The sequence below is a fragment of the Quadrisphaera sp. RL12-1S genome, from assembly GCF_014270065.1.
In the GTDB taxonomy this organism is placed as follows: domain Bacteria; phylum Actinomycetota; class Actinomycetes; order Actinomycetales; family Quadrisphaeraceae; genus Quadrisphaera.
In genome coordinates this window covers 133,096-151,102 of sequence record NZ_JACNME010000001.1, presented here as the reverse complement: position 1 = coordinate 151,102, position 18,007 = coordinate 133,096, and the positions used below count along the sequence as shown (strand labels likewise).

Below are 18,007 nucleotides of genomic sequence, written 5' to 3'. Positions count from 1 at the left end.
GGGCGTCCGGTCCGCCTAGCGTCAGGGGGTGCCCCACCCCTCCCGGGCGGACACCGGTCCGCCGGAGCCGCCCGCCCCCTCCCCGCTGGCGGGGGGCGCCGCCCGCTCGCGGGCGTCGGCTCTGCCGGTCCTCGCCCTCGCGGCCGTGGTGCTCGTGGCGCTCAACGTGCGCGGCCCCCTGGCGGCGCTGCCGCCGGTCGCGGTGGAGCTGCGCTCGGACCTGGCGGTCAGCGCCGGCGCCGTGGGGCTGCTGACCACGCTCCCGGTGCTCTGCTTCGGCGCCGCCACCCCCTTCGGGGCGTGGGTGACCGCCCGGTTCGGGCTGCGGACCGCCGTGCTCGCCTGCCTCGGCGGGGTGCTGCTGGGCACCCTCGTGCGCTCCGCGGGCGGCTACCCCGCGGCCCTGGCCGGCACCGTGGTGCTGGGGATGGCCATCACCATCGGCAACATCGCGATGCCCGTGCTCATCTCGGAGGACTTCCCCAGCGCCGTCGGCCTCGTCACCGCGCTGTACGCCGCGTCCTTCAACGTGGGCAGCGCCCTCACCACCGCCGTGACGCCGCTGGTCGCCGTCCCCCTGGGCTGGCGGACCGCCACGGCGGTGTGGGCGGTGCTGGCCGTGGTCGCCGCCGTCGTCGTCCTGCGGGCCCACCGCCGCTCCCGCGGCGGCCCGGGGACCGCGCCGGCCGGGTCCGACCGCACCGGCCGCACGGACCGCGCGGGCCGCGCCGGCCGCGCCGACGGCGGGCGCCTCGACCCCCACCCCGTGCCCGTCCGCCGGCGCGCCACCACCTGGCTGCTGGTGGCCGCCTGCGCCGCGCAGTCGTTCTCCTACTACGGCACCACGGCCTGGCTGCCCGAGCTGCTCGCCGACCGGCTCGGCGCCGGCCCCGAGGCCGCCGGGGTGAGCGCCGCCGTCTTCCAGGTGGCCGCCGTGGTCGGGGCGTTCGGGGTGCCCGCCGTGCTGCGCGCCACCGCCCGCCCCCGCGTCGCGCTGTGGCTGGTCTGCGCCGGCTGGGCCACCCTGCCGCTCGGGCTGCTGCTGGCGCCGCAGCTGTGGTGGTGCTGGGCGGCGCTCGCGGGGGCCGCCCAGGGCGGCGGGATCACCGTGGTGCTGGTCTCAGCGGTGGCCCGCGGCCGCGAGGTGCGGGCAGGCCGCGCGGGCGGTCCCGCCGACGTGCGGGCCGCCTCGGCGCTGGTGCAGGGCGGCGGCTACCTGGCCGGTGCCCTGGGACCGGTGGTGGTGGGCGCCGCGCACGACGCGAGCGGCGGGTGGACGGCGCCGCTGCTCGTGCTGCTGACCGCCGTGGCCGTGCTGCTGGCGACGGGCACGGCGGGGGTGCCCCGGCGCGAGCCGGCACCGGTCTGAGCAGCCCCTCCGCCCGATGTCCGGCCCGGGGAGCGGGCGCGCCGCGCCGGGGCCGAATACGGTGGCTGGTCGTGACCGACGCATCGTCCGAGACCTCCACCGACGACCACGGTGCGGCCACGCCCACCGCGGTCTCCACCCCCACCGTCTTCGTCCTCTTCGGCGCCACGGGAGACCTCGCGGCGCGCATGGTGCTGCCCGCCTTCGGAGCGCTCGCCAAGCACGGGCTGCTCCCCGACAACTGGCGCCTCATCGGCAACGGGCGCGGGCACCAGACCCACGACGAGTTCCGCGAGCACGTCAAGAAGGTGCTGGACGACGCCAAGACCGGCCTGAGCGGGCGCCAGTGGCGCGGCTTCTCCTCCTCGCTGCGCTTCGCCGGCGGCGGGTTCACCGAGTCCGACCCGGGCGAGCTGGCCGACGTGGTGGCCGAGGCGAAGGACGACCTCGGCGGCGGCGACGACGTGCAGCTGGTGCACTACATCGCGCTGCCCCCCTCGACCTTCGAGCCGTACACGAAGGCGCTGGACGCGCACGGCCTGGCCGAGGGCGCGCGGGTGGTCTACGAGAAGCCCTTCGGCACCGACTCCGAGAGCTTCGAGCGCCTCGACGAGCTGGTCCTGTCGATCTTCCCCGAGGAGCGCGTCTTCCGGATCGACCACTTCCTCGGCAAGGAGGCGACCCAGCAGCTGCACGTGCTGCGCTTCAACAACCGCCTGCTCGAGCAGGTCTGGAACCGCTACCACGTGGCCGCCGTGCAGATCGACATCCCGGAGACCCTCGGGGTGAGCAACCGCGCCGGCTTCTACGACGAGACCGGCGCCACCCTGGACATGCTCGTCACCCACCAGCTCCAGGTGATGGCGGAGGTGGCGCTCGAGCCCCCGGCCGACGCCTCGCCGGAGGCGCTGCTGGAGGCTCGCGAGGCGGTGCTCAAGGACTTCCGCCCCATGGACCCCTCCGAGGCCGTGCTCGGCCAGGTCGAGGGCTACCGGGACATCGAGGAGGTCGACGACGACTCCCAGACGGACACCTTCGTGGCCGCCAAGGTCTGGATCGACAACGACCGCTGGGAGGGCGTCCCCTTCCTGCTGCGCACCGGCAAGCAGCTCAAGGAGAGCCACCAGCACGTGACGCTGGTGCTGCGCCGCCCGCAGACCCGCGGGTTCGGCGAGCGCCCGCCGCGCCCGGAGACCATCGCGTTCTCCCTGGCCGGCAACGGCACCGTGGCGGCCACCGTGACGGCCCAGCGCCCCGGGGCCCCGGGCGACCTGGTGGCCGGCTCGCTCCTGCTCGACCTCGAGGACCTGCCCCGCGCCGAGCCGCTGCCCGCGTACGCCTCGCTGCTGCGGGACGTGCTGGCGGGTGACCGGGCGCTGTTCACCACGGCGACCGGCCTGCGCGAGGCCTGGCGCGTGGCGGCGCCGCTGCTGGACAACCGCCCGCAGGTGCAGCCCTACGCCCCCGGGTCCTGGGGTCCCGAGGCGGCCAAGGAGATCGCGGCCCCCCACGGCTGGCTCTCGCAGAACAGCCTGGATGACTGATACAACAGTCTGAAGGTCAAGGGTCGCCGCTGCCCGCCCCGCCGGGGCGGGCAGCGGCGACCCGGCGTCACGGCGCTGCGGGAAGGGAGTCGACCGGGAGGGTGCTCGCCGTCTACCCTGGCGGCGTCGCGACTGGCGAAGGTGGGTCACCACCGGGGAGCGGCGGGAGAGCAGCCGATCGGGTCGTCCGCCTGGGCCCGTTCGCGACGTGAGCCGACCGCAGCCCGACCGCCGCCGAACCGCCGCTGAACCGCGAGGAGCGCCCCGTGACGCAGACCGCTCTGCCCGCCCAGTCCCTCACCGACGCCCCGCTGGCCGAGGTCGACCCGGAGATCGCCGCCGTCCTGGACGGGGAGCTCCGCCGCCAGCAGGACACCCTCGAGATGATCGCCAGCGAGAACTTCGCGCCCCGCGCGGTCATGGCGGCCCAGGGGTCGGTGCTCACCAACAAGTACGCCGAGGGCTACCCCGGTCGCCGCTACTACGGCGGCTGCGAGCAGGTCGACGTGGCCGAGGAGCTGGCCCGCGAGCGCGCCAAGGCGCTCTTCGGCGCCGAGCACGCCAACGTCCAGCCGCACTCCGGCGCCCAGGCCAACGCGGCCGTCATGCACGCGCTGATCCGTCCGGGTGACACCATCCTCGGCCTGGAGCTGGCCCACGGCGGCCACCTCACGCACGGCATGAAGATCAACTTCTCCGGCCGCCTGTTCGACGTGGCCAGCTACGGCGTGGACCCCGAGACCTTCCTCGTGGACATGGACGTCGTGCGGAAGGTCGCCCTCGAGCGCCGTCCCAAGCTCATCATCGCCGGCTGGTCGGCCTACTCCCGCCAGCTCGACTTCGCCGCCTTCCGCGAGATCGCCGACGAGGTCGGCGCGCTGCTCATGGTGGACATGGCGCACTTCGCGGGTCTCGTGGCCGCCGGGCTGCACCCCAACCCGGTGCCGCACGCCGACGTCGTGACCTCCACCGTGCACAAGACCCTGGCCGGCCCGCGCTCCGGTGTCATCCTGTGCCGCGCCGAGCACGCCAAGAAGATCGACTCCGCGGTCTTCCCCGGCCAGCAGGGCGGCCCGCTCATGCACGTCATCGCCGGCAAGGCCGTCGCCTTCAAGATCGCCGCGAGCGAGGCGTTCAAGGAGCGCCAGCAGCGCACCCTGGAGGGCGCCAAGATCATCGCGAACCGGCTGCTCGAGCCCGACGTCGACGCGGTCGGCGCCTCCGTGCTCACCGGTGGCACCGACGTGCACCTCGCCCTGGTCGACCTGCGCCGCTCCGAGCTGGACGGCAAGCAGGCCGAGGACCGCCTCCACGAGGCCGGCATCACGGTCAACCGCAACGCGGTGCCGTTCGACCCGCGCCCCCCGATGGTCACCTCCGGCCTGCGCATCGGCACGCCCGCCCTGGCCACCCGCGGCTTCGGGGCCACCGAGTTCACCGAGGTCGCCGACATCATCGCCGGCGCCCTCGACCCGGCCGCCCCCGTGGCGCCCCTGCGCGAGCGCGTCCGCAGCCTCACCGAGGCGTTCCCGCTCTACCCCGGCCTGCCCGCGGCCGGCGCCGCGGGCGAGACCGGCGCCTGATGGTCGCGCAGCTCCTCGACGGCAGGGCCGCCGCGGCGAGCACCAAGGACGACCTGCGCCAGCGGGTCGCCCGCCTCGCCGAGGCCGGGCTGCGGCCCGGCCTCGGCACCGTGCTCGTCGGAGACGACCCGGGCAGCCAGGTCTACGTGGCGGGCAAGCACCGCGACTGCGAGGAGGTGGGCATCGCCTCGATCCGCGAGGACCTGCCCGCCGACGCCGCCCAGGCCGACGTCGAGGCCGCCATCACCCGGCTCAACGAGAACCCGGCCTGCACCGGCTTCATCGTGCAGCTGCCGCTGCCGAAGGGCCTCGACGAGCAGCGGGTGCTCGAGCTCATCGACCCCGCCAAGGACGCCGACGGGCTGCACCCCACCAACCTGGGGCGGCTCGTGCTGCGGCTGTCGGGCCCGATCGACTCTCCGCTGCCGTGCACTCCGCGCGGCTGCCTCGACCTGCTCGAGCGGGCCGGGGTGCCGCTGCGCGGCGCGCACGTCGTCGTCGTCGGCCGGGGGACCACGGTGGGCCGCTCCATCGGCCTGCTGCTGACGCGGCGGGGGGTGGACGCCACCGTGACCCTCACCCACACGGGCACCAAGGACCTCGGCGAGCACGTCCGCCGCGCCGACGTCGTGGTGGCCGCCGCGGGATCGGCGCACCTCATCACCGCCGACATGGTCAAGCCGGGCGCCGCCGTGCTCGACGTGGGGGTGACCCGCGCCCTCGACGAGCAGACCGGGAAGAGCCGCCTCCTGGGGGACGTCCACCCCGACGTCGCGCAGGTCGCGGGGCACCTGTCCCCGAACCCCGGCGGTGTCGGGCCCATGACGCGGGCGCTGCTGCTCACCAACGTCGTGGAGTCCGCCGAGAGGGCGCTCGCCGCCCGCCGCTGACCACCACCCCCGTCCGTGATCATGGACTTCCGGTGCACCTTCCGACCGTGATCATGGGCTTCCCGCGCACGAAGACCCCCGGTGCTCGTCGCCGGGGGTCTTCGTCGTCGAGGGCCTGCGCGGGAGGTCCATGATCACGGGGACCGCGACCACGCGGGCGGTCGGCGCCTCGCGCCCGTCGGAACGGGTGGGCCAGGATCGGGCGCGTGCTGCTCCTCGTCCCGTGCGACCCCGTCGACCCGCGCCGCCCCGACGAGCACCTCGCCGCCGAGGCCCGGGCCGCCCGCGAGGCGGGGGCGGCGGTGGCACTGGTCGACCACGACGCCCTGGCGCGCGGTGACGCCGCCGAGGGCGTGCGCCGCGTGCGCCGCGCCGCCGTCGAGGACGACGACGCCGCGGACGCCGTCTACCGCGGGTGGATGCTGCGCACGGAGCACTACGACGCCTTGGAGGGCGCGCTCGCCGAGCGCGGCGTCCAGCTGCGCACCTCGGCCGACCAGTACCGCACCGCGCACGAGCTGCCCGGGTGGGTCGACGCGCTAGCGCCGGTGACACCGCGCTCCCGCTGGACCACCGGCGCGGACCTCGACGCCGTCATCGCCGCCGGTGCCGCGCTGGGGCCCGTTCCGGCGGTGCTGCGCGACTGGACCAAGTCCCTCAAGCACTCCTGGGACGAGGCGGCCTTCGTGCCCGACGCCGCCGACGCCGCTGCCGTCCGGCGGGTCGCCTCGCGCTTCCTGGAGCTGCGCGGGGACGACCTCACCGGCGGGCTCGTGCTGCGCCGCTTCGAGCGCTTCACGGGCCCGGAGACGCGCACCTGGTGGACCACCGGCCCTTCCGGGACGCGCTGCGCGCTCCTCACGCCCCACCCCGACGGCGATGGCGACGGCGATGGCGATGGCGACGTGACCGTCCAGCCCGACCTCTCGCTGGTCGAGCCGCTGGTCAGCGCGCTCGCGCTGCCGTTCGTGACCGTCGACGTGGTCCAGCGCGACGACGGCGCCTGGCGCGTGGTGGAGCTGGGCGACGGCCAGGTCAGCGACCGTCCCCGCTCCACCGACCCGGCCGCGCTGGTGGCCGCCCTGCTCGCCGCCGCTCCGTGACCACGGCGGGGGCGGCGGGGGCGGCCGGGGATCAGGTGGCCGCGCCCCCGGTGACGTTCCAGCGCGCCAGGCGCAGCGGCGGGACCACGACCCGCGCCGTCTGCCAGGCCATCGGGGCGAGCGCGCGGGGGAGCGCCTCGGCCTGGGAGCCGACGCTCACGGCGCCGGGGGAGAGCGCCTCGAGGTAGGACTGCGTGAACCGCAGCACGCCCACCGGCCCGACCACCTCGCCGTCGCGCACGAGGAACGTCCCGTTGCGCGTCAGCCCGGTCCACACCGAGCGCCGCGCCTCCGCGAGCCGCGTGTACCAGAGGTCGCACACGAGCAGCCCGTGCTCCAGGCCGGCGACCAGGTCCTCGACCGAGCCACCGCCGCCGCAGGAGAGCACCGGTGCCTGCGCCGCCGGCCCCCAGGTGTCGCTGGCGTCGTGGGCGCCCGCGGTCGTCGGCAGCCCCCGGTGGCTGCTGCCGGTCGCGCGCAGGGCCGCGGCGGTGCGCCGGTCGGTGGTGACCGCCCGAGGCACGCCGTCGCGCACCAGCTCGGTGCGCACCGCCGGGGTGCCCTCGGTGTCGAAGGGGAGCGCTGTGGACGCCGGGTCGAGCGGGTCGTCCAGCAGCGTCAGCGACGGGTCGAGCTGCTGCTCGCCGAGCCGGGCCCCGCTCGTCCCCTCGACCAGCCCCCGCCCGCTGAAGGTGGAGCTCAGCAGTCCGGCCACGACGTCGAGCACCGCTGACGGCTCCAGCACCACGGGCAGCTCACCGCGGCGCAGCGGTTGGGCCGGGGCCGCCTGCGCCCGGGCGCGGCGCGCGGCGCGCGCCCCGAGGGCGGCGGCGTCGAGGTCGGCCAGGGCGCGGACGGCAGCCCTGCCGACGCCGTCGGCGCGGAAGGAGGCGTCACCTGACGGCCCGGGGCCACCGTCCAGGCCCGGCGCCGGCAGGGCGCGCGCGATGCCGTCGACCACCGCCCCCGTGGCGGTGGCGCGGGCGTGAAGCCCGGCGGTGTCGGCGATCGCGCTGGTCAGCACGGTGGTCTGCGCGTACCCGGCGGTCTCCAGCCCTCCGGCGGCCTCGACGAACGCCGCCACGAGGGCCGCCCGCTCGGCGGGGCCGGCGGCCGCGGTGGCGTCGTCGGGGCCCGCCCCGGCCGGCACGGGCGCCGGCCCGGACAGCCCGGGCCAGGCGGCGTCGCGCGGACTCAGCCGCGCGGCGGCCAGCGCAGCGGACACCAGGTCCGCGAGCGCCGTCGTCGTCGTCCTCGTGGTCGAGACGGACGCGCTGCGGCCGCCGTCCAGCGCGACGCGCAGGTGCACGGTGGTCCGGTCGTCCTCGGTGTTCTGGTGGATCCCCGAGCCGGCGAAGCGCGTGAGCGCCAGGCGGTGGTGGTCGGCGCGGGCGGTGGCCTCGACCGGCCCCGCCGCCGCGCCGCCCTGGCGGCGCACCTCGTCGAGCACCCGCTCGACGACGGCGTCCAGCTGCTGGTCCACGTGCTGGGCGCTCATCCGCGCACCCCCACCCGCACGCCGGTGAACCGGGCGGGCGCGGCCCCGTGGCCGGTGTGCCCGACCTGGCCCGGCTGGCCCTTGCCGCAGTTGGGCGTGCCCCAGGCCCGCCACTCGCCGGGCTCGCGGCCGGCCAGCATGTCCAGGCTGTTCCAGAACACCGGGCCGGTGCCCGTGTAGGAGGGGTTGCGCAGCATCCGGCCGCGCCGCCCGCCCTTCACCTCCCAGCCGATCTCGCAGCCGAACTGGAAGTCGAGCCGCTTGTCGTCGATCGACCAGGACCTGTTGTGCTCCATGAGCACGCCGTCGTCGGTGGCGGCGACCATCTCCTCCAGCGAGTGCGGCCCGGGCTCGAGGCCCACGTTGGTCATCCGGACCATCGGCAGGCGGCCGTAGCCGTCGGCGCGCACGGAGCCGGCGTGGTCGTACCCGGCCAGCGCGGCGGAGTCGCGTCCGGCCAGCACGCCCGTCCAGATCCCGTTCCGCACCGCGTCGCGCGGGGCGGCCGGCGTGCCCTCGTCGTCGTACCCGAACGAGCCGAGCGCGCCCGGGATGGTCGGGTCGATGGTGATGGTCATGAGCTCGGAGCCGAAGCGCAGGTCCCCGAGCCGTGACAGGTCCAGCCAGGACGTGCCCGCGTAGGCCGCCTCCCACCCGAGGATGCGGTCCAGCTCGATGGCGTGGCCCACCGACTCGTGGATCTGCAGGCTCATCTGCTCCCCGCCGAGCAGGAGCGTGGTCTCGGTGCTCGGGCACAGCGGCGCGCTGAGCAGGGCGGCGGCCTCCTCCGCGATCCGGTCGGCGTGGGCGGGCAGGTCGAGCTCGTCCACGAGCTCCCACCCGCGGGTGCCGTACTGGCCGCGGAAGGCCGGGTAGGAGCGGCGCTGCACCTCGTGCTCGCCCAGGGCCAGGCAGTGCATGCCCGCACCGGTCTCGCGCACGTGCTGCCCGACCCGGGCGCCCTCGCTGGAGACGTAGGCGGTGCGGGTGTCCCACGCCGCGGAGAGCGCCTCGGCGACGCCGATGACGGAGCCGCCGGCGCTCCGCATGGCCCGGGTGACGCCCACGAGGAGGTCGGCCTTCTCCGCCAGCGGGACCTCGAACGGGTCGCGCGCGCAGCCGCTGCTCCAGCCGCCGCGCTGCGGCGGCACGGGCAGCAGCTCCACGCGCCCAGCTCCCGGTGCGCGGACGGCGGCGCTGGCCCGGGCGACGGCGACGGCGCGCTCACCCGTGGCGCGGGCGTCGCGCTCGCCGGTCGGGTCGGCCAGCGCGGCGAAGCCCCAGCCGTCACCGACCAGCGCGCGCACGCCGAGGCCCGCCTCGGTGGTCTGGGAGAGCTGGCGCAGGTCGCCGTCGCGGGCGGTCAGCGCCTCGTGCCGGCGGTCGACCACGCGGGCGTCGGCGAACCGGGCGCCCGCGGCGAGCGCGGCCTTGACGGCGGCGCTCGCCAGGTCGAAGGCCGCCGAGGGCACGGCGTCGGGCGGAGCGCTGGTGGCGGTGGGGGGCGGCGTGGCCGTCGCGGAGCCGGCGGCACCGGCGGGGCTGGCTGTGCTGAGCATCGCGCTCCACCCTGCCCCCGCCGCGCGCGCCAGGCACCCCCACCCCACCCCCGCACGCCCCGTGATCATGGGCGTTGTGCGCACCACTGGCCGTGATCATGGGCGTTCTGCGCAGCGGACGTGCACCACGCCCATGATCACGAGGGGTCGTGGGCAGAACGTCCATGATCACGGTGGGGGAGGGTGGTGCAGGGGACGGCCAGGCGGTACGGCTGGTGCGCCAGCAGCGGTCCCAGCGCCCGCCGCAGCCGCGACAGCTCCGCCCGCACCGTGACGGTGCGCGCGGCGTCCCCGAACACCTCCGTCGCCAGCTGCGCGGCGCTCAGCCCCTCCGGGTGCGCCGCCAGCGCCGCCACGAGCTCGGTGTGCCGCGGGGTGAGCCGGTGCTCCCACGCGCCGTCGCCGCCGGCCACCCGCAGCCGCGCCGGGCGCGAGCGCAGGTCCAGCACCACGCCGGTGGCGGCCGCGCCGTCGTCGTCCCCGTCGCCGTCCGCCGCTGAGCCCGCGCGCGGGCGCAGCAGCCAGCCGCCCGGCAGCGGCTCCGCGGTCCACGCGCCCAGCGCCGGCAGCCACAGCGCACCCGGCTGCAGCCCGGTCGGCAGCCACACCCGGCCGGGCACCTCCACCCCGCGCGCCGCCGCGGTGGCGCCGTCGGGGGCGACGACGACGGCGGGCCCGCCCACCTGCGCCAGCACCGGCTCCGCGACCTCCCGCAGCGCCGCCAGGCGGGCGTCGGACTCGGCGCGCAGCTCCAGCTCCACAAGCCGCGCCACCGCGTCGACCAGCGACACGGTGCTCTGGTGCACCGTGTGCGCGGGCCCGGACAGGTCCACCACCCCCAGCGGGGCCCGGGTCACCGGGTCGTGCAGGGGCGCTGCCGCGCAGGTCCACGGGGTGTGGGACTCGGCGTAGTGCTCCGCGCCGAAGACGTGCACCGCCTCGCCGGTGACGATCGAGGTGCCGATGGCGTTGGTGCCCACGGTGGACTCGTCCCACGCCGACCCCTCGACGAAGCCGAGCCGGTCCGCGCGGTGGCGCACGTCGGGTCCGCCCTCGCGCCACAGGACCCGGCCCTCGTCGTCGGCGACCACCATGATCTGGCCGGCGGCTTCCGCAGCGGGCAGCAGCCGCGTGCGCAGCAGCGGCATCAGCGGCTCCAGCCCGCTCGCGGCGCGGCGCTGCGTCAGGTCAGCGCCCACCAGCGGCGGCACCTCGGCGGCCTGCCCCGGGTCGAGGCCCCGGCGGCGGGCCCGGCGCCAGGAGGCGCCGATGACCGTCCGGGCCGCCTGCGGCGGCTCGGCCCCGGACAGCGCCTGCAGCCGGATCCGGTGCAGCGCCCGCGCGTGCTCGCGCGGGTCGCTCCCGGCGGGCAGCGCGCTCTGCCCGGCGCTGTGCGTCACGAGACCTCCTCTGCGGCGCGTCCGGTCCTCCTCGACCGGACCGCGCAGCAGCACCACCCTGCGGTCCGCGGGGTGCGGCCGTCCAGGGCTGCAACCCGGCCTGCAACCCCCGCTGCAACCCCTGCGCGGGCCGCCGAGGCGGGCGCAGCCTCGGTGGTGTCGCCGCCGGCAGCGGAGCCGGCGGCAGCACGCACCCACGGGAGGCGCTCACCGATGAGCCAGACCCTCGACCACCCCGAGGTGGACCTGCGCGAGCAGGCCGCCGGCGGGGAGCCCACCGCCCAGCAGCGCGCCGACGCCTGGCTCGCCGCCTTCGAGGCGGCGCTCGGGCGCGCGGACGCCGACGCCGTCGCCGACCTCTTCGCCACCGACTCCTACTGGCGGGACCTCGTGGCCTTCACCTGGAACATCACCACCGCCGAGGGGCGCGGCCAGGTCGCCGAGCGCGTGCGCGCCACCGCGGCGCGCACCGGCGCGCGCAGCTTCTCCACCAGCGAGCCCGCCACCGACGCCGCCGCACCCGACGGCCGCCCCACCGTCGAGGCCTGGATCACCTTCGAGACGGAGGTCGGCCGCGGCAAGGGCCTGCTGCGGCTGGTGGAGGAGGACGATGACGGCGAGGGCGGCGGCCAGCGCGACGTCGCGTGGACGCTGCTCACCACCCTCTACGAGCTGAAGGGCTTCGAGGAGCACCAGGACGGGCGCCGTCCGCGCGGCGCCGAGCACGGCGTCCAGCGCGACCGCACCTCGTGGCGCGAGCGCCGCGACGCGAGCCAGGAGGGCTGGGGGGAGGACCGCCAGCCGCACGTCCTCGTCGTCGGCGGTGGGCAGGGCGGCATCGCGCTGGGCGCGCGGCTGCGCCAGCTGGACGTGCCCGCCCTCGTCGTCGACGCCCACGAGCGCCCCGGCGACCAGTGGCGCGGACGCTACAAGAGCCTGTGCCTGCACGACCCGGTCTGGTACGACCACCTGCCCTACCTGCCGTTCCCGCGGAACTGGCCGGTCTTCGCCCCCAAGGACAAGATCGGCGACTGGCTCGAGATGTACGTGCGGGTCATGGAGGTCGACTACTGGGGCTCCACCCGCGTCACCTCCGCCCGCCGCGACACCGACAGCGGCACCTGGGAGGTGCACCTCGAGCGGACGACCAGCGACGGCGTCCAGCACGTCGTCCTGCGACCCACCGAGCTGGTGCTCGCCACCGGCATGTCCGGCAAGCCGAACGTGCCCACCTTCCCCGGCGCGCAGACCTTCCGCGGGGACCAGCACCACTCCAGCGCCCACCCCGGCCCCGACGCCTACCGCGGCAAGAAGGCCGTGATCATCGGGGCGAACAACTCCGCGCACGACATCGCCGCCGCCCTGTGGGAGCACGGGGCCGAGGTGACGGTGGTGCAGCGGTCCTCCACGCACATCGTGAGGTCGGACTCGCTCATGGAGGTCGGGCTGGGGGCGCTGTACTCCGAGGAGGCCCTCGCGAACGGGGTCACCACGGAGAAGGCCGACCTCGTCTTCGCCTCGCTGCCGTACAAGATCATGCACGAGTTCCAGATCCCGCTGTACCAGGAGATCGAGCGGCGCGACCGCGACTTCTACGACCGGCTCGAGGCCGCCGGGTTCTGGCTGGACTTCGGCGACGACGGCTCCGGCCTGTTCATGAAGTACCTGCGCCGCGGCTCGGGCTACTACATCGACGTGGGCGCCAGCGAGCTCATCGCGAACGGCAGCGTGGCCGTGGTGCACGAGCCGGTGCGGGAGCTCGTGGAGGACGCCGTGGTGCTCGACGACGGCACCCCGGAGGGGAAGCGGCTGCCGGCGGACCTCGTCGTCTACGCCACCGGCTACGGGTCGATGAACGGCTGGGCCGCCGACCTCATCTCCCCGGAGGTCGCCGACCGGGTCGGCAAGGTCTGGGGCCTCGGCTCGGACACCACCAAGGACCCCGGCCCGTGGGAGGGCGAGCAGCGCAACATGTGGAAGCCCACCCAGCAGGAGGGCCTGTGGTTCCACGGCGGCAACCTGCACCAGTCGCGGCACTACTCCCTGTACCTGTCGCTGCAGCTCAAGGCCCGCTACGAGGGGCTGGACACCCCCGTGCACGAGCTCGCGCCCGTGCACCACACCCGCTGATGCGCGCCGCGAGGTGGCACGCCCGGGGGGACGTGCGGGTCGAGGAGGTGCCGGACCCGGAGCTCGCGCCCGGGACGGTGGCGATCGACGTCGCCTGGTGCGGCATCTGCGGCACCGACCTGCACGAGTACACCGAGGGCCCGATCTTCATCCCGGCACCGGGGCACCCGCACCCGGTCTCGGGGGAGAGCGCCCCGCTGGTCATCGGCCACGAGTTCTCCGGTGTGGTGAGCGCGCTGGGGGAGGGCGTCGACGACCTGCGGGTGGGGGAGTCGGTGGTGGTCGAGCCGTACATCCTGCGGCCCGGCACACCCACCGGCGACGACGACAGCTACCAGCTGAGCCCCGACATGAACTTCATCGGGCTCGGCGGGCGCGGCGGCGGGCTGGCCGAGCGGATCGCGGTGGAGCGGCGGTGGGTGCACCCCGTCGGGGACGTGCCGCTCGACCAGGCGGCGCTCATCGAGCCGCTCGCGGTCGGCCACCACGCCTACCGCCGCAGCGGCGCGGGGGCCGGTGACGTCGCGCTGGTCGGCGGCGCGGGGCCCATCGGCCTGCTGCTGGCGGCGCTGCTGAGGGCCGAGGGGCTGAGGGTGCTGCTCACCGAGGTCAGCGAGGCCCGCAAGGCCAAGGCGCGGGACACCGGCGTGGCCGAGGAGGTGCTCGACCCGCGCGACGGGTCCGTGGCCGACCGGGTCCGCGAGCTCACCGGCGGGCGGGGTGCCGACGTGTGCTTCGAGTGCTCCAGCGTGCAGCCGGTGCTCGACACCCTCGTCGACGCCGTCAAGCCCGGCGGGGTGGTGGTCAACGTGTCGATCTGGGGGCACCGCGCCTCGCTCGACATCCAGTCCTTGGTGCTCAAGGAGGTCGACCTGCGCGGCACCATCGGCTACGCGGGCGACCACCCCGCCACCATCCGCCTGGTGCAGGAGGGGAAGGTCGACCTGGCGCCGTTCATCACCCACCGCATCGGGCTCGACGAGCTGGTGGACGTCGGCTACGACACCCTGCTCCACCGCACTGAGACGGCGGTGAAGATCCTCGTCAGCCCCACCCTCTGACCACCCGCTCCGTGATCATGGGCGGTCGGCCACCAGGTGGCCGACCGCCCATGATCACGGAGATCGGGGTCAGGCGGCGGGGGCGGGCGTCAGGGAGCGGGCCACCGCGGCGTCGACGGGCTCGTCGCCCGCCATCAGCTCCAGCACCGGCCCCTCCTCGGCGGGCAGCAGCGACGTCGCCCGCAGCAGGGCCGCCAGCACCGCCGCCACGTCGTCCCGCGAGACCTGCCCGCGCGGCAGGGAGCGCTCCAGCGAGACGGTGCCGGTGCCCGGGGAGTCCGTGAGCCCACCCGGCCGCAGCACCACCAGCTCGAACGCCCCCGCCGCAGCCCTGGCCAGCAGGTCCTCCTCGGCGGCGAGCTTGGCGCGCAGGTAGGCCACGAACACGGGGTCCACGCCGTCGGGGGTGGCGCCGTCGCGGACCGCGTCCACGCCGTAGGAGCTGACCAGCACGTACCGCCCTACGCCCGCCGCCTGCGCGGCGTCGGCCAGGAGCAGCGCCGCCGCCCTGTCGACGGTGTCCTTGCGCGCCTCGCCGCTGCCCGCCCCGGCGCCGGCGGCGAACACCACGGCGTCGGCGCCGGACACCGCCGACGCCACGTCCTCCACGTCGGCGGACTCCAGGTCCACGACGACGGCGCGGGCGCCGTCCGCCCGGACGTCGTCGACGTGGTCGGGGTTGCGCACCAGCCCGACCACCTCGTCACCGCCCTCGGCCAGGAGGCGGACGAGACGGCGGGCGACCTGCCCGTGGGCTCCGGCGACAGCGACGATCACCCCTCCAGCGTGCCCCCCGGTGCCGCCCGGCGCCTCCCGGCGCCTCGAGCACCCCGGTGGAACGAGGGGCGAGGACGGGGCAGGGGATCACGCCAGGGCCCGCAGGAAGGTCTCGGCCACCGGCACCGCCGTCGTGCCGCCGCTGGAGCCGTTCTCCACGAGCACCGCGAACGCGAGGTCGCCCTGGAAGCCGATCACCCAGGCGTGCGTGGGCGGGGTGTCGCCGGAGCCGTACTCCGCGGTGCCGGTCTTGGCGTGCACGGGAGCGCCCGGCACGTCGGACAGCGCGCTGGCCGTGCCCGAGGTCACCACCTGCCGCATGAGGTCGCGGACGACGGCGAGGCGCGCGGCGTCCGGCTGCGGCTCCGCCGCGGCGCCCGCGGACGCGCTGGTGGGAGAGCTGGTGGACGTGCCCGTGCCCTCGGCGGCCCCGGGAGCCGGGTCCAGCACGAGGTGGGGCGCCGTCCAGGTCCCGCGGGCGATCGTCGAGGCGGCCACCGCCATGGCCAGCGGGCTGGCGAGGACCGTGCCCTGGCCGATGGAGGCGGCGGCCCGGGCCACGGGGTCGTCGTCGGCGGGCACGTCACCGGTGGAGGCGTCCACGCCGAGCCCGCTCGCCCAGCCGCCCCCGATCCCCACCGCCGCGGCGGCGTCGGGCAGGTCCTGCGCGCCGAGCCGGCTGGCCAGGCCCACGAAGGCCGTGTTGCACGACTGCGCGAAGTCGACGGCGAAGGGCACGGACCCCAGCGCCTCGCCCTCGAAGTTGCGGAAGCTGCGCCCGTCCACCGTCGTCGTCGCCGGGCACGGCACCACCCGGTCGGGCGCCAGGCCCGTGGCCAGCAGCGCCGTGGTGGTCACGGCCTTGAAGGTCGACCCGGGCGGGTAGCGCCCGGTCAGGGCGCGGTCCGCGCCGGTGGTGGGGGTGTTGGCGACGGCGAGGACGTCACCGCTGGGCACGTCCACGGCGACGAGCGCCGCGGCCGGCTGGGCGTCCTTGCTCTTCGCGGTGGCCAGCGCGGCGTCGGCGGCCCGCTGCACGCGGGCGTCCAGGGAGAGCTGCACGGGCCGCCCCGCCACCGCGTCGGCGGTGAGCAGGGACCGCGGCCCACCCTGCGCGCCCTCGTCGGGCACGGCCTGGACCGTGGTGCCGGCCGTGCCGGCCAGGCGCTCGTCGTACGTGCGCTGCAGCCCCGACAGGCCCGTGGTGTCCCCGGCCGCGATGCGCCCGCCGCTGGACCCCACCAGCTCGGAGGTCGCCTGCCCGACCCTGCCGAGCAGCGCCCGGGCGAACGCCGGGGTCGGCGCCAGCGGCAGCGTCGACTCGCGGAACACCGTGCCCGGCAGCGGCTTGAGCTGCGCGCTGAGCGCGTCGTAGTCGGCGCGGCGCAGCGTGATGACGGGCACGAAGGCGTCCGGGGAGGCGCTGGTGACCCGGCGGGCGAGGTCGTCGCCGTCCACGTCGAGCAGCGCGGCCAGCCGGGTGGCCAGCCCGGAGGGGTCGGTGGTGCGGCTCGGCTGCACCCCGACGTCCACCACCGGGGAGTCGGCGACGATCGCGGCGCCGTCGCGGCCCAGCACCTGGCCGCGCTGCGCGGGCGTGCGCTGCACCGCCAGCCGCTCGGTGGCCGACAGGCTCGGCTCGACCACGGAGGGCGTGAAGACCGACCCCCAGGTCCCGTCCCCGGAGGACAGCGGCCTCAGGGCTGCCTGCGTGGTGTACGACCAGCCCTGCCCCACGGGCCAGGTGACGGCCAGCCGTGCCGTGGCCCGCTCCCCGTCGCGCTCGACGGAGGCCACCGCCACCTGCGGGCGCAGACCGTCCATCCCCTCCAGGACCGTCGCCAGCTCGGTCGCCGCGCCGGGGTCGGCGCCCCCGGCGTCGTCGACCGGGCGCGCCCCGCCGAGGTCTCCGGCCGCCAGGCCGGCGGCGAGCGCCACCGCGGCCGCCCGCGCGGCGTCGTCGCGGTCTCGCTCGCGCCCCTGCCAGACCAGCGCGGTGGCGGTGCCGCCCGCCGCCAGCGCCACGGCCACCCCGGCGGCGACCAGCGCGGTGGTCCGGCTGGGTCTGCGCCCGGGGCGGGGAGCAGGGGCGGCTGCGCGTCGACCGGGCACCCTGCGCAGTCAACCGGAGGCAGCGGCCCATCACGGCGGGAACGGCCGGTCCCGGCCCCCTCGGGAGCGATCACGGGGTGGGGCAGGATCAGCGGGTGCCCCTGAGCCTCGCCACCGTGAACGTCAACGGCATCCGGGCGGCGGTGCGCCGCGGCATGCCCGCCTGGCTGGAGCAGCGCCGCCCCGACGTCCTCGCGCTCCAGGAGGTCCGCGCCGACGACGCCACCCTCACCGGCCTGCTGGAGGAGGCCCTGGGCGGCGGCTGGCACGTCGCGCACGTCGAGCCGACCGACGCGGGCAGTAAGGGCCGCGCCGGCGTCGCCGTCGCCACCCGGCTGCCCGCCGGGGAGGCGCGCACCGCCCTGCACGATCGCTTCGACGGCGCCGGCCGCTGGGTGGAGCTCGACGTCGAGGTGCCGTCCAGCCCCGGCGGCGTCGTGACCGTGGTGTCGGTCTACGTCCACTCCGGTGAGGCGGGGACCCCCAAGCAGGACGACAAGATGGCCTTCCTCGACGCGGTCGGCGCGCGCATGACCGCGCTGCACGCCGCCGCGGCGGACGGCGGTCCGCAGGCGGTGGTCTGCGGCGACCTCAACATCGCCCACACCGAGCTCGACATCAGGAACTGGAAGGGCAACCTCACGAAGGCCGGCTTCCTGCCGGAGGAGCGTGCCCACCTCGACGGCTGGGCGGCGCAGGGGTGGGTGGACGTCGCCCGGCGGCTCGCCGGCCCCGTGGACGGTCCCTACTCCTGGTGGAGCTGGCGGGGGCAGGCCTTCGACCGCGACACCGGCTGGCGCATCGATGCGCAGTGGGCGACCCCCGGCCTGGCCGACGTCGCGACCTCCTGCGAGGTGGACCGCGCCGCCACCTACGCCGAGCGCTTCAGCGACCACGCGCCCGTCGTCGCGGTGTACGGCGGGTGACCCCGTGTTGACCGGACGGGGGACACCGGGTGCGCTCGGACGCCGCCGACCTGCT

The 18,007-nt window shown here is 76.5% G+C and carries 13 protein-coding genes and 1 riboswitch; of the genes, 8 read left to right on the top strand and 5 right to left on the bottom strand.

Annotated features, from left to right (window positions below):
* Positions 1–28 precede the first annotated feature (28 nt).
* The 5 genes from H7K62_RS00610 to H7K62_RS00590 all read left to right on the top strand — a co-directional run bounded on the left by H7K62_RS00610 (position 29) and on the right by H7K62_RS00590 (position 6,489).
* Complete coding sequence (locus tag H7K62_RS00610) at positions 29–1,369, top strand: MFS transporter (RefSeq protein WP_222436847.1); 1,341 nt, start codon at positions 29–31, stop codon at positions 1,367–1,369.
* A 71-nt stretch (positions 1,370–1,440) separates the two neighbouring features.
* Complete coding sequence (locus H7K62_RS00605) at positions 1,441–2,913, top strand: glucose-6-phosphate dehydrogenase (RefSeq protein ID WP_370591536.1); 1,473 nt, start codon at positions 1,441–1,443, stop codon at positions 2,911–2,913.
* A 118-nt stretch (positions 2,914–3,031) separates the two neighbouring features.
* A riboswitch (ZMP/ZTP riboswitch) is annotated at positions 3,032–3,117 on the top strand.
* A 62-nt stretch (positions 3,118–3,179) separates the two neighbouring features.
* A complete protein-coding gene (glyA, locus tag H7K62_RS00600; protein WP_370591535.1) occupies positions 3,180–4,496 on the top strand; it encodes a serine hydroxymethyltransferase in 1,317 nt (438 codons plus the stop codon).
* Positions 4,496–5,386, top strand: a complete 891-nt coding sequence (locus H7K62_RS00595) for a bifunctional methylenetetrahydrofolate dehydrogenase/methenyltetrahydrofolate cyclohydrolase (protein WP_186715448.1) — start codon at positions 4,496–4,498, stop codon at positions 5,384–5,386. Before glyA ends, H7K62_RS00595 begins: the two co-directional genes overlap by 1 nt.
* Positions 5,387–5,592: 206 nt before the next feature.
* Positions 5,593–6,489, top strand: a complete 897-nt coding sequence (locus tag H7K62_RS00590; RefSeq protein WP_186715446.1) for an ATP-grasp domain-containing protein — start codon at positions 5,593–5,595, stop codon at positions 6,487–6,489.
* A 31-nt stretch (positions 6,490–6,520) separates the two neighbouring features.
* Here the strand turns inward: H7K62_RS00590 and H7K62_RS00585 are convergent, their stop codons facing one another.
* From H7K62_RS00585 to H7K62_RS00575, 3 genes are all read right to left on the bottom strand, one after another.
* On the bottom strand, positions 6,521–7,987 hold the full coding sequence (locus H7K62_RS00585) for a metallopeptidase TldD-related protein (protein WP_186715444.1): 1,467 nt from the start codon (positions 7,985–7,987) through the stop codon (positions 6,521–6,523).
* Positions 7,984–9,546 carry a TldD/PmbA family protein gene (locus H7K62_RS00580; RefSeq protein ID WP_186715442.1) on the bottom strand — a complete coding sequence of 521 codons (1,563 nt, stop codon included), beginning with the start codon at positions 9,544–9,546 and terminating at the stop codon, positions 7,984–7,986. The genes H7K62_RS00585 and H7K62_RS00580 overlap by 4 nt, the downstream gene beginning before the upstream one ends.
* A gap of 137 nt (positions 9,547–9,683) precedes the next feature.
* A complete protein-coding gene (locus tag H7K62_RS00575; RefSeq protein WP_186715436.1) occupies positions 9,684–10,946 on the bottom strand; it encodes a helix-turn-helix domain-containing protein in 1,263 nt (420 codons plus the stop codon).
* A 213-nt stretch (positions 10,947–11,159) separates the two neighbouring features.
* On the opposite strand from H7K62_RS00575, the gene H7K62_RS00570 reads away from it, so the two are divergent.
* Both H7K62_RS00570 and H7K62_RS00565 read left to right on the top strand, forming a co-directional pair.
* Positions 11,160–13,076, top strand: coding sequence for a flavin-containing monooxygenase (locus H7K62_RS00570; protein ID WP_186715427.1), 1,917 nt, complete (start codon positions 11,160–11,162; stop codon positions 13,074–13,076).
* A complete protein-coding gene (locus tag H7K62_RS00565) occupies positions 13,076–14,137 on the top strand; it encodes a 2,3-butanediol dehydrogenase (RefSeq protein WP_186715425.1) in 1,062 nt (353 codons plus the stop codon). Before H7K62_RS00570 ends, H7K62_RS00565 begins: the two co-directional genes overlap by 1 nt.
* Before the next feature lie 69 nt (positions 14,138–14,206).
* On the opposite strand, the gene H7K62_RS00560 is transcribed toward H7K62_RS00565, so the two are convergent.
* Positions 14,207–14,914 (bottom strand): NAD(P)-binding oxidoreductase, encoded by a 708-nt coding sequence (locus tag H7K62_RS00560; RefSeq protein WP_186715423.1) that lies wholly within the window; start codon positions 14,912–14,914, stop codon positions 14,207–14,209.
* Between the two features lie 87 nt (positions 14,915–15,001).
* Positions 15,002–17,026 carry a penicillin-binding transpeptidase domain-containing protein gene (locus H7K62_RS00555; protein WP_186715421.1) on the bottom strand — a complete coding sequence of 675 codons (2,025 nt, stop codon included), beginning with the start codon at positions 17,024–17,026 and terminating at the stop codon, positions 15,002–15,004.
* A gap of 101 nt (positions 17,027–17,127) precedes the next feature.
* Here H7K62_RS00555 and H7K62_RS00550 point away from each other — a divergent pair, with 101 nt between their 5' ends.
* Positions 17,128–17,952, top strand: a complete 825-nt coding sequence (locus tag H7K62_RS00550) for an exodeoxyribonuclease III (RefSeq protein WP_222436938.1) — start codon at positions 17,128–17,130, stop codon at positions 17,950–17,952.
* Positions 17,953–18,007: the final 55 nt, after the last annotated feature.

What these genes read in the sequence shown, in the direction of transcription:
- H7K62_RS00570 (WP_186715427.1), top strand. Translation starts at nt 11,160, where the DNA reads ATGAGCCAGACCCTCGACCACCCCGAGGTGGACCTGCGCGAGCAGGCC.
- H7K62_RS00585 (WP_186715444.1), bottom strand. Translation starts at nt 7,987, where the DNA reads ATGAGCGCCCAGCACGTGGACCAGCAGCTGGACGCCGTCGTCGAGCGG.
- H7K62_RS00565 (WP_186715425.1), top strand. Translation starts at nt 13,076, where the DNA reads ATGCGCGCCGCGAGGTGGCACGCCCGGGGGGACGTGCGGGTCGAGGAG.
- H7K62_RS00580 (WP_186715442.1), bottom strand. Translation starts at nt 9,546, where the DNA reads ATGCTCAGCACAGCCAGCCCCGCCGGTGCCGCCGGCTCCGCGACGGCC.
- H7K62_RS00595 (WP_186715448.1), top strand. Translation starts at nt 4,496, where the DNA reads ATGGTCGCGCAGCTCCTCGACGGCAGGGCCGCCGCGGCGAGCACCAAG.